At 36.8% G+C, this 12,009-nt stretch carries 6 protein-coding genes, 3 pseudogenes and 1 riboswitch; of the genes and pseudogenes, 6 read left to right on the forward strand and 3 right to left on the reverse strand.

The window, feature by feature from the left end:
• Both H602_RS19465 and H602_RS19730 read left to right on the forward strand, forming a co-directional pair.
• The coding region (locus H602_RS19465) for a T9SS type A sorting domain-containing protein (RefSeq protein ID WP_157505105.1) at positions 1 to 1,810 on the forward strand (1,810 nt) is incomplete at its 5' end.
• A gap of 235 nt (positions 1,811 to 2,045) precedes the next feature.
• Positions 2,046 to 2,237: pseudogene (locus H602_RS19730) on the forward strand (copper chaperone); the annotation flags it as partial.
• Between the two features lie 53 nt (positions 2,238 to 2,290).
• On the opposite strand, the gene H602_RS0115140 reads toward H602_RS19730, so the two are convergent.
• From H602_RS0115140 to metK, 3 genes are all read right to left on the reverse strand, one after another.
• A complete protein-coding gene (locus H602_RS0115140) occupies positions 2,291 to 3,232 on the reverse strand; it encodes an IS3 family transposase (protein ID WP_211224095.1) in 942 nt (313 codons plus the stop codon).
• Positions 3,157 to 3,591 carry a hypothetical protein gene (locus H602_RS20245; protein ID WP_026978770.1) on the reverse strand — a complete coding sequence of 145 codons (435 nt, stop codon included), beginning with the start codon at positions 3,589 to 3,591 and terminating at the stop codon, positions 3,157 to 3,159. Before H602_RS20245 ends, H602_RS0115140 begins: the two co-directional genes overlap by 76 nt.
• Positions 3,592 to 3,700: 109 nt before the next feature.
• Positions 3,701 to 4,987: a methionine adenosyltransferase gene (gene metK / locus H602_RS0115150; protein ID WP_026978771.1), complete on the reverse strand. Its 1,287-nt coding sequence runs from the start codon at positions 4,985 to 4,987 to the stop codon at positions 3,701 to 3,703.
• 692 nt (positions 4,988 to 5,679) lie between these two features.
• Between metK and H602_RS19000 the strand changes: the two are divergent.
• From H602_RS19000 to H602_RS19735, 4 genes and pseudogenes are all read left to right on the forward strand, one after another.
• A pseudogene (locus H602_RS19000) lies at positions 5,680 to 6,411 on the forward strand (PLP-dependent transferase); the annotation flags it as partial.
• Positions 6,412 to 7,046: 635 nt separating this feature from the next.
• Positions 7,047 to 7,172: pseudogene (locus H602_RS19995) on the forward strand (homoserine dehydrogenase family protein); the annotation flags it as partial.
• Between the two features lie 133 nt (positions 7,173 to 7,305).
• Positions 7,306 to 7,410, forward strand: a riboswitch (SAM riboswitch).
• 303 nt (positions 7,411 to 7,713) lie between these two features.
• Positions 7,714 to 8,721: a homocysteine S-methyltransferase family protein gene (locus H602_RS0115165; protein WP_026978773.1), complete on the forward strand. Its 1,008-nt coding sequence runs from the start codon at positions 7,714 to 7,716 to the stop codon at positions 8,719 to 8,721.
• A gap of 137 nt (positions 8,722 to 8,858) precedes the next feature.
• On the forward strand, positions 8,859 to 11,957 hold the full coding sequence (locus tag H602_RS19735) for a vitamin B12 dependent-methionine synthase activation domain-containing protein (protein WP_026978774.1): 3,099 nt from the start codon (positions 8,859 to 8,861) through the stop codon (positions 11,955 to 11,957).
• Positions 11,958 to 12,009 lie beyond the last annotated feature (52 nt).

Here is a 12,009-nt window from a genome sequence, read left to right on the forward strand (position 1 = left end):
CCATAGAGCTGGTGAGTATACTGTAACTGCTACAGATGCTAATGGTTGTGTTAATACTGCAAGTCAAACTATTAGCGTAAGCCCGAGATTAACCTTAAATACAATTCCAGTTATTCCACCAGCTTGCGAAGGTTCTAGTTTCACAATCAATTCTATCGCTACTATTACTAATGTAAACAGAACCAATTCTTGGCCTTATTTCGCACTCTCTGCTGGTAATTCAAATGATATTTCTTATGCTTGGTCAGGTCCAAACGGTTTTACTTCTTCGTCAAGTAATGCTTCAGTAAGCAATGCATCAATGAACAACGCAGGGACATATTCACTTACCGTTACAGGTCCGGGTGGATGTACTAAATCTGCAGATAGAAATATTATCATTAATCCACTTCCTACTATCGAACTTGCAGCTTCCGCAGCAGTTTGTGTAGGTTCTGATATAACTTTAACTGCAACTAGCAATGGAACTATTTTGTCTTGGTTTAGAAATGGTACATTTTTAGCCTTCGGATCTTCATACACAATTTCTTCTGCTGATATGTCAGATGCTGGTTCGTATACATTCAGAGCTAGAAGCAATAACCTATGTGTTGTCGAACAATCTATTGACGTTACGGTAAATGCAGTTCCAACATTATTAGAAATTATGATTGCACCCGTTTGTTCTGGCAGTTCGGCTACTGTAGTTTTAACAGGGTTACTACCTACAACTAATGGCATTGCAACTTATTCCATTAATGGCGGAGCTCCTCAAATCGAAAGCGGAATATCTGATGGAAATGGAAGGTTTTCTTTCAATACGCCAACTTTGGGTATGGGACAAAACAATTATACAGTTGAAATTCTTAGCATCACAAATATAGAAACTGGTTGTTTTACTAACTTTACAGGTAAAACGGCAATTCTAAAAGTAAATCCGAATCCTTCGTTATCAACTATTGAGACGAGCCCTATTTGCTCTGGTAGTCCAGCTACAATTCTTTTATCTGGCTTATTGCCAAATACAAACGGCACTGCAACCTATACCATCAATGGCGGGATTACTCAATTTCAAGCAAGTGGAGTTTCGTCTTCACAAGGAACTTTCAGCTTCCAAACTGACCCACTACCTGCAGCTGCAAATGGATTTACAATTAACATCATAAAAATTAGAAATGTTGATACATCTTGTGAAACTTCGTTCACTAATAAAACAGTCACTTTAATAGTGAATGCATCACCTACATTAGCAGCTATTACAATAGCACCTATTGTCAAGAACAATAAAGCTACCGTTGTATTATCTGGCTTACTTAAAAATCAGCTAGGTACGGCGACTTATACTGTAAATGGAGGAAGTGAACAGCAAGCTTCTGGAACATCAACTTCAGCTGGAACATTTAGTTTTCAAACGCCTACTTTGGGTGTGGCACAGAATGGATGGATTGTTAGAATAATCAGTATCAAAAATAATGATAACTTATGCGAAACTGCATTCAGCAATATGCAAGCTCCATTAGCTGTAACAAACTCATTACGAAGCGAAAACACTCCTACGGTCTCTAATAACGAAGTAATAGCACCAACATTCGGATTGCAAAACCAAGCAAAAATTGATATCGTTCTATATCCTAACCCAGCTAGCGATGTATTAAATATCGAAACAGCTTTGGAAGTTCAATCTGTAATAATGTTAAACATTAATGGACAGATAGTACTTTCTTCTAATCAAAAGCAAGTTAATGTTTCGGCTTTGCCTGCTGGTATTTATATGGTACAAATCAAAGATGCAGCTGACAACGTAACCACTAAAAAAATTATTATTAAATAAATGATTTTTTTAAACTAAGGCTAGGCGATTACAAAGATTTAATTAGCCTATTGTACTAAACACTTGCAAGAAAATACTTGCAAGTGTTTTTTTTTTACTGCACTTGTAATGGATTTAATTGTGCTATTGCCATCAACCAAACTTTCCTGTATTTCAGGCGGAGAACACATTTGAGATTTATTGCTATAATTTAAAATTAGATTTTGTTTAAGCATAGAGTTTTCAGGAAAACTTATATAAAATTACGGGAGTAAAAATGTATGAACTAGACGAAAAAGCAAAGACGCTTACCGTTTTCTATAATGGAAAAAAGACAAATTTAGATAAAATAAAAACTGCGATCACGAAACTTGGTTATGATGCAGATGAAATGAAAGCAGATGCGGAAGCATATGAAAAACTTGATGGATGCTGTAAAAAAGCATAAATTGTCTAGTCCTAAATAAACGATACAGATTATTTAAGATTTAAAGTTAATAATTAAAGTTGAGCAATGAGGTCATTGCTCAACTTTTTTGATTTATAGGTTTTCATTACTATTTTATTTTGACTGTGCATTTGATTTGGAGTTAGCATGTGGTTTGATAAATGTGGTCTTTTTTGATTATAAATTTCAATTGATTCTCTTATGATTTGCTTCTTAATCATTAAATTTGCTTCATATTTAGCGATATTAAACTCTTGTTTTAAAATTCCATTTATCCTTTCTGCTACTGCATTTTCGTAAGGATCATACTTTTCAGTCAAACTCGCTTTAACTCCATTTTGAGCAAGTAATTTTTGGTAGTCATTTGAGCAATATTGTAAACCTCTGTCCGAATGGTGTATTAGCGGCTGTTCTTTATAACATCTATTTTTCAGTGCCATGTCCAATGCTTTTAATGAGCCTTCTACACACAAGCTATTAGAGACGTTAAAACCTACAATTTTCTTTGAATAAGCATCTGTAATTAATGCTAAATAACTTGGGTTATCCCTTCTTCCAACGTAAGTAATATCGCTAACCCAAACTTGTTCTGGATTATTAATTTTTAGGTTACAAACTTTATTCTTATGCTTTCTAAACCTGTGATGTGAGTCTGTCGTCACATGATACGATTTCCTTGGAATAATAAGTAAATGGTTGGCTTTAAGTATTCTAAAGAGCTTGTCTCTTCCAATGTTTATCTTTTTTAAATCATCTTCTAATAAATAATATAGTTTTCTTGTTCCTAAACGGCGCATTTTAATTCTTAATGCACGAACCAAATTGATGACTTGCTGTGCTAATAATTGTTTGCGCAGTTTTGATTTTTTAATACGATAATATACCTGTCTATTAACCCCAAGTAATCCGCAAGTTGAAACTATTGTTTCTTTGGTTTGCTCTCGGTATCGTTCGATAATTTGGGTGTATAATTTTTTCTTATTTGTATATCGTATTCTTTTTCAGCCATATCAACTAGCATATCAAAAATAATAACTTTCTTATCAGCTCGCTCGGCAAGGTGTTCCGCTCGCGATTTCTGTTTCTTTAGCAGCTTCACTTGAACTTCTAATTCAGTAATTCTCTGTTCTGGAGTCTTGGTCATAGTGGTAATGGATAAGTTTTCCCAATCAAATGTACCATATTTTCTTAACCATTGAGTAATTGTAGATCTGGCTTGGATACCAAATTTGAGGTGAGCATCCAATCTATTGAGTCGTCCAGATTCAATATCATTAACCAATTGAAGTTTAAAAGAAAGCGAATAATCTTTTTGGGTTTTCTTCTCATGCCCTTTGTTTTCTGATGTTTTCATATACACTCTGATTTAGTGTATCGCTATATTAGGACGTGACAAATTTTCAAATAAAAAAATCGGAACTGTGAGGTTCCGATTTTTTTTTGCACTATATGTTGAGATACTTTTAAATATTAAAAGCAGCTTTAACTTTATCAACAAAGTCTAATTGCTCCCAAGTAAACAAGTCAACTGTAACCGTTTTTGTGTCTCCATAAGGATTGGTAAATTCTTTAGTTACCGTTCTTGGCGTTCTTCCCATATGTCCGTAAGCAGCGGTTTCGCTGTAAATTGGGTTTCTTAATTTCAAACGTTGTTCGATGAAGTAAGGTCGCATGTCAAACAATTCTTCTACTTTTTTAGCAATTTCACCATTAGTCATGTTCACTTTTGCAGTTCCGTAAGTATCTACAAAGATTCCCATAGGTTTTGCAACACCAATTGCATACGAAACTTGTACTAATATTTCATCAGCAACACCTGCAGCAACTAAGTTCTTAGCAATGTGACGCGTTGCATAAGCAGCAGAACGGTCTACTTTACTTGGGTCTTTGCCAGAGAAAGCACCACCACCGTGAGCTCCTTTTCCACCGTAAGTATCTACAATGATTTTTCTTCCTGTCAAACCAGTATCGCCATGAGGTCCACCGATAACAAAAACACCAGTTGGGTTGATGTGGTACACAATGTCATCATTAAATAAATGAACATATTGTGGATATTTCGCTTTAATCCTAGGAATAAGAATCGATTTTAGATCAGCATTAATCTTCACAAGCATCTCATCATTTGCAGCATCTTTGTCTGCTCTTGAGTTTGACTTTGGTTTTACAAAATCATCATGTTGTGTCGAGATCACAATTGCTTTAATCAATTGTGGTTTGTTATCATCTGAATATTCTAAAGTTACTTGAGATTTTGCATCGGGACGTAAATAAGTGATTTCGTTATTCTCGCGACGCAATTCAGCGAGTTCTTGTAGTAATTTGTGTGATAAATCTAATGCCAATGGCATATAATCTTCTGTTTCGTTGGTTGCATACCCAAACATCATACCTTGGTCACCGGCGCCTTGATCTTCTGGATTACTTCGGTCTACACCTTGATTGATGTCGTTAGATTGTTCGTGAATTGCAGAAAGAATACCACAAGAATTGGCATCAAACATGTATTCGCTTTTGTTGTAACCAATTTTTCTAATCACTTCTCGAGCGATTTCTTGAACGTCAAGATAGGTTTTTGACTTTACTTCACCGGCCAAAATCACTTGACCTGTAGTTACTAAAGTTTCGCAAGCGACCTTCGAATTCGGGTCAAAAGCCAAAAAATTATCAATTAATGCGTCTGAAATTTGATCTGCTATCTTATCTGGGTGTCCTTCACTAACAGATTCTGAGGTAAATAAATAAGCCATAAATTAATTTTAATTTACAGAGGAAAAATAATTGCAGGATATAGCTAAAGGAGGTTTTCTGCTTTAGCATTTTTTTAATGAGGTTGCAATCAGTCAAATTTTTCCTCTCGATTTTAGAGTGCAAATGTATAAAATGAAATTGGATTCCAAATGAAAAAATCTTTTTTTTGCAAAACTTTATACTTTGTACAATTTTTAAATACGTAGTATTTAATAATATAAAGCTTGTTCTTTAGAATGTTAAAGTTTGGGACTTTGTTTTTTTTATTGAAAAATAGTTCAGAAGTTTGTGCCAACGAAAAGAAATAAAAAATGAAATTAACTATTTGCAATATGTATCGAATGATGTGGATTTATCCGCAGAGTCTTTCTATTGCTTAATTTTTAATTTGCCAAATATAGAAACCTCTGCCGAAATGCAGAGGTTTTTTTTTGCTCTAATTTTACTTTCAAAATCAATTAATACAATTAAAAATATGCTTTTAAATATTCAAAATAGAACAATGCAATATTATATGATGATGTGCACCATGTGCAACATCCCACTTGCCTATTGCCAAAACCGGAATACTTAATCGTAGTGCTATACTAGATTTCTAAATCCCTTTGGTAAAACAACCAAAGGGATTTTTTTTTGCTCTAATTTCAAATACAATAAATAATAAATATTCTTTAATTAAAATTCAAAAATCATGAGTACACAAAAATTTTCAACCAATGCTTTACATGCAGGACACGATGTTTCTAAAAATGCTGGAACACGTGCCATTCCTATCTATCAAACCTCTTCGTATGTGTTTAATAATTCCGATCATGCGGCAAATTTATTTGAATTAACGGAACCAGGATTTATTTATACGCGATTAAATAATCCTACAAATGATATTCTCGAGCAACGATTAGCAAAACTGGAAGGCGGTATTGGCGGTGTAGTTACTTCATCTGGAACAGCTGCAATTGCAACTACTTTGTTGACGCTTTTAAAAGCGGGCGATCACATTGTCGCTTCAAGTAGCTTGTATGGTGGAACGTATAATTTATTAAAAGTGACGCTACCTCGATTAGGTATTCAAACCACGTTTGTGGATCCATCCAATCCTGAGAATTTTACTAAGGCTTCACAGGAAAACACAAAAACCTATTTTATTGAAAGTTTAGGGAATCCAAAGTTGGATGTATTGGATATTGAGGCAATTTCCAAAGAAGCAAAAGCATTTAAAGCGCCTTTAATTGTTGATAATACCGTGGCAACGCCGTATTTGCTTCAGCCAATTAGTTATGGTGCCGATATCGTAATTCACTCGCTTACCAAATATATTACTGGAAACGGGACTTCGTTAGGTGGTGTTATCATCGATGCTGGAAAATTTGATTGGTCAAACGGAAAATTCCCTGAATTTACGGAATCTTCTGCAGGTTATCACGATTGCAATAATAAAATTCCTTTTTGTTAGATTCAAAAAGTTTACCCTCTAGTAAATAGGTAAAGTAGGCGTTTTCGTGATAATGCCAGTTTACTTTATTATGGGTATAGGCAGTATCCGTTATAATGATATTTTCAAAAGTCGACTTTTGGTAATGTGTTCCGAAAAACTCTCCTTTTTTTAATTAGTTCATCTGTTAATTGTTTGTGCGGTATAATGACGGGTCATTTATCGAAGCTCTATTTTACTTCTTTGTGGATTAGCTATCAAATATATAGAAAATTACCCGTTTGTGCAGTTTTTTAATGAACAGCGTTGGTAATTATTAAAGCTATTCAATAGCAATAACCGCCACTTTATAATTTTATGAAAATAAGAACAGATTACAATTTTGCACTACTACGATGGAGCAGTTCCTCTCGAAGACAAACCCATCATATTCTTTAATTGATCTTCCGATTTTTCAATTTAAATATGACGTTGTGAGGTTTGAAAGTCTATCATCTTGGAATTACTACCTGTTTAAAAAAGATTACAGATTTTCTCATTTACTAAAAACCAGCATGAACAATTTCATATTTGTATCATCTCTAAATGAATTGACATCTAGAAATTGACGTTTTTCACAATTTGCAAAATCCTATGGAGAAATCCCTATTGTCATTCAAGGTGCAGGTGCGGGAAGCGAAGTTACCGCTCGCGGTGTATTGCAAGATATACTTAAAATAGCCGAAAAAATTAAAATCAAAGACACCATTTGATTGTAAATAAATCGGTGTAAATACGGTATCGTAGATATATATTCTTAAAAACAGTGTTTTGCAATCAAAGTTCAGAAAATATTTCTGTTTCTTAAATAAACTACTATCTTTGCCTTGTTCCTAAATATTTTGATTGTTATCACGAAAGGCGGAGGGATTAGACCCAGCGAAGCCTTAGCAACCCTACTCCCGTAGAAGGTGCTACATTCTATTCCGATTTGTCGGAAACAGATAACCCCTGAGAAATTTTCTCTCTCTTTTTTGATAACATAATTTATTTTTTTTGAAGCGAAAGGCTTGCGAATTCTAGCAATCCATGTTCCCGCTTTCGGCTTTATCTTTTATTTTTTAAAGAAAAAAATAAAAGGATACCGCCTCGATCGGGGCTACTTCAGAATCTACTCGCTCGAAGTGAATCTTCGTAAAAAAAGGGATTACTGAAAATTTAGTTCTTCCCATAATACCTTTACGGGTTTGTGCGATTTAAAAACAGTTTAATAAAAAACTTGGCGTCATAGCGTCTTAGAGGTGAAATAAAAATATGTCAAAAATAAAACAAGCTATACAAGAAAGAATCCTGGTCCTCGATGGAGCAATGGGAACCATGTTGCAACGCTACAACTTTTCCGAAGAAGATTTTAGAGGAACCCAATTCAAGGATTTTTCGTATTCTTTAAAAGGCAATAACGATTTGCTTTCCATAACCCAACCCGAAGCGGTGAAACAAGTGCATCGACTGTATTTTCAGGCAGGAGCGGATATTGTAGAAACCAATACTTTTTCTGGAACCACTATCGGAATGGCCGATTATCATTTGGAGGATTTTGTGTACGAACTCAACTACCAATCGGCAAAAATTGCACGGGAAGTGGCCGACGAATTTACAGACAAACCGCGATTTGTAGCAGGCTCCATTGGTCCAACCAACAGAACGGCTTCGATGTCGCCCGATGTAAACGATCCTGGTTTTAGAGCTGTAGCTTTTGATGATTTACGAATCGCTTATAAGCAACAAGTGGAAGCTTTAATCGATGGTGGTTGCGATGTTTTATTAGTCGAAACTATTTTTGACACCTTGAATGCGAAAGCCGCACTTTTTGCCATTGAAGAAGTGAAGGAAGAACGCAATTCGGATATTCCTGTGATGGTTTCGGGTACAATAACGGATGCTTCCGGTCGAACTCTTTCGGGGCAAACGGTCGAAGCATTCCTGATTTCCATTCAACACATCGATTTGTTAAGCATCGGATTCAATTGTGCTTTAGGTGCCGACCAACTCAAGCCGTATTTAAAGCGATTGGCACATAATACCCAACTCAATATTTCGGCACATCCCAATGCAGGTTTGCCCAACGCTTTTGGCGAATACGATCAAACTCCAGAACAAATGCAGGCTTTGATAAAAGAATATTTGCAGGATAATTTAGTCAATATCATTGGGGGTTGCTGCGGAACCACACCGGAACACATACAATTAATTGCAGAAGTGGCGGCCCAATTTAACCCGAGAAGAAATGAGACACAAATTTCACAAATTGTCACGAATTAAGCCAGATCAAAAATTTGTGCCAATTATTACAAAGTTGAATCGGTGCAAATCTGTGTAATCTGTGTAAAAAATATCGAGCAACTTTTTAAAACATAAAACTTCATGCTTTCCTGTCTTCACGGCAAAATAAAAAATCTATGTCAAAAACCAATAAAATAAATCTCCAACTATCAGGTCTTGAGCCACTTCTCGTGACTGAAGAATCCATATTTGTAAACGTAGGAGAGCGAACCAATGTAACGGGCTCACGCAAGTTTCTGCGGTTGATAAAGGAAGAAAAATACGAAGAAGCTTTAGATGTTGCCCGAAACCAAGTGGATGGTGGTGCTCAAATTATTGACATCAATATGGATGAGGGAATGCTGGATGGTGTTTTTGCCATGACCAAATTCCTAAACCTCATCGCTGCCGAACCAGATATTGCTCGAGTTCCCGTAATGATTGACAGTTCTAAATGGGAGATTATCGAAGCTGGATTGAAAGTAGTACAAGGAAAAGGAGTTGTTAATTCAATTTCCTTAAAAGAAGGAGAGGCAACGTTTATTCGGCAAGCAAAATTAATCAAGCGTTACGGTGCTGCTGTAATCGTAATGGCTTTTGACGAAAAAGGACAAGCAGATACGTATGAACGCCGCATTAAAATATGTAAACGTAGTTATGATATCCTTGTAGATGTGGTTAAATTTCCTCGGCAAGACATCATTTTTGACCCGAATATATTTCCCGTTGCAACGGGGATGGAAGAACACAAATTAAATGCAGTCGACTTTTTTCGGGCAACTAAATGGATTCGGGAAAACCTGCCGTATGCCAATATTTCTGGTGGCGTAAGTAATGTGTCGTTCTCGTTTAGAGGAAATGATAAAGTACGGGAAGCCATGCATTCGGCATTTTTGTACCATGCCATTCAAAACGGAATGACCATGGGAATTGTCAATCCGGAAATGCTAGAGATTTACGATCAAATTGATAAAGAATTACTGGATTGCGTAGAAGATGTGCTTTTTAATAGACGAGACGATGCAACGGAACGTCTTTTGGATTTAGCAGAAAGTTTTAAAGGAATCGTTTCCCACCTTTCAGGGGGGATTAAGGGGGGGCTTGAATGGAGAAGTGGTACAGTCCAAGAACGTATTACTTATTCTTTAGTAAAAGGGATTGATGCATTTATTGAAGAAGACGCCGAAGAAGCTCGAATCCAATCCCGAAAAGCAATTGAAGTAATCGAAGTAAACTTAATGACGGGTATGAATGTCGTGGGGGACTTATTTGGTAGCGGAAAAATGTTTTTGCCACAAGTAGTGAAATCGGCTCGGGTGATGAAAAAAGCAGTGGCGTATTTGCTACCTTTTATAAGCCCCCCAACCCCCAAAGGGGGAGTTAAAAATGCACAGCATTGGGCTACAGCCAATCCGTATTCATATGAAAGATTGAAGAAGTTTGCCGTTAACATGCGTCATCAACCTACTAAAGCGGAAGCTGTTTTATGGGAAGCATTGAGTGGTAAAAAGTTGGAAGGCTTTAAATTTCGAAGACAACACATCATAGGGAATTACATCGCCGATTTTATTTGTCTAAAACATAACTTAATTGTTGAAGTGGATGGCTCAATTCATCAATTACCCGAGAACCAAATCAGTGATGCAGAGCGAACCAAATGGTTACTTGCGGAAGGGTATAAAGTAGTTCGTTTTACCAATCAAGAAGTATTGGTGGAGTTGGAAATGGTTTTGAATGAAATCCATCATGTACTTACGGCTACCCCTTCGGGGGCTGGGGGGCAAGGAAAAGTCCTAATGGCAACCGTAAAAGGGGACGTACATGACATTGGTAAAAATATTGTCGCGGTGGTTTTGGCGTGCAACAATTTTGAAATTATCGATTTGGGAGTAATGGTTCCGCCGGAAAAAATTATTGAAGTTGCCGTTCGGGAAAATGTAGACATCATTGGGTTGAGTGGCTTGATCACGCCTTCGCTAGATGAGATGGTTTATTTGGCAAAGGAAATGGACAAACTCAACATCAAAATCCCTATCATGATTGGTGGTGCTACAACATCTCGAGCCCATACTGCAGTGAAAATTGCACCGGAATACAAGGAAACCGTGGTGCATGTTAATGATGCTTCGCGAGCGGTAACGGTAGCGAGTAATTTGCTGCAAAGCGAAACCAAAACGGGCTATGTGAAAGCCATTCGGGAGGAATATGATGCTCTTCGAGATGGATATTTGAATCGGGCAAGGGAGAAAAAATACTTGTCTATTGAGCAAGCTCGCAAGAATAAATTAAAGCTAGATTGGGAAAATTTCACACCGAAGAAACCCAACTTCATCGGTACTCAAACTATTTCGGTGGCGTTGGACACATTAGTAGATTTTATCGATTGGACGCCCTTTTTCCAGTCGTGGCAGTTGTTTGGAAAGTATCCAGCGTTGCTAACCGATGCAATTGTAGGAGAGGAAGCCACTGCATTATTTGCAGACGCACAAAATATGTTGGCACAAATGGTTAGCGAGAAATGGGTGGAAGCCAAAGGGGTCATAGGTATTTTCCCAGCAAATACGGTTAATGATGATGACATAGTTTTAGGCCCCTCAATCCCCAAAGGGGAAGTTAGTAAATCGGAGGTGCTGTTTTTGACTTTGCGTCAACAATCGCAAAAAACCGCGGGTGCTCCAAACAAAGCTTTGGCAGATTACATTGCTCCATTGGAATCAGGGAAGCAAGATTACATAGGGTGTTTTTGCGTGACCACCGGTTTTGGGGTGGATGAAAAAGCGGCGGAGTTTGAGAAAAACATGGACGACTACAATTCGATTATGGTGAAAGCCCTGGCCGATCGTTTGGCGGAAGCCTTAGCGGAATATTTGCATTTAAAAGTTAGAACAGAAATTTGGGGTTATGATGTCGAGGAAACTTTGAGTAATACCGATTTGATTTCCGAGAAATACAAAGGCATTCGTCCGGCTCCAGGCTATCCTGCTTGTCCGGATCATTTGGAGAAACCTACGATTTTCAAACTTTTAGATGTGGTGCATCAAATTGGCGTTAAGCTAACCGAAAGCATGGCAATGTGGCCCGCTTCGTCTGTGTCGGGATATTATTTTGGTCATCCCGAAAGTAAGTATTTTGGCTTGGGAAAAATCAAACAGGACCAAGTCAAAGATTATGCCAAGAGAAGAGGCATCGCTATAGAAGAAGCAACAAAATGGTTATCGCCCAATATATCCGAATAGAATAAGTGAAAAAGTTTAATATTCTTCGATTAATCTTTAAATTTAAACAAAA

Origin of the sequence: Flavobacterium tegetincola DSM 22377 (assembly GCF_000425485.1) — a bacterium.
Taxonomy (GTDB): domain Bacteria; phylum Bacteroidota; class Bacteroidia; order Flavobacteriales; family Flavobacteriaceae; genus Flavobacterium; species Flavobacterium tegetincola.

Coding starts and splice junctions, on each gene's coding strand:
- H602_RS20245 (WP_026978770.1), bottom strand. CDS start 3,591: ATGAAAACATCAGAAAACAAAGGGCATGAGAAGAAAACCCAAAAAGAT.
- metK (WP_026978771.1), bottom strand. CDS start 4,987: ATGGCTTATTTATTTACCTCAGAATCTGTTAGTGAAGGACACCCAGAT.
- H602_RS0115165 (WP_026978773.1), top strand. CDS start 7,714: ATGTCAAAAATAAAACAAGCTATACAAGAAAGAATCCTGGTCCTCGAT.
- H602_RS19735 (WP_026978774.1), top strand. CDS start 8,859: ATGTCAAAAACCAATAAAATAAATCTCCAACTATCAGGTCTTGAGCCA.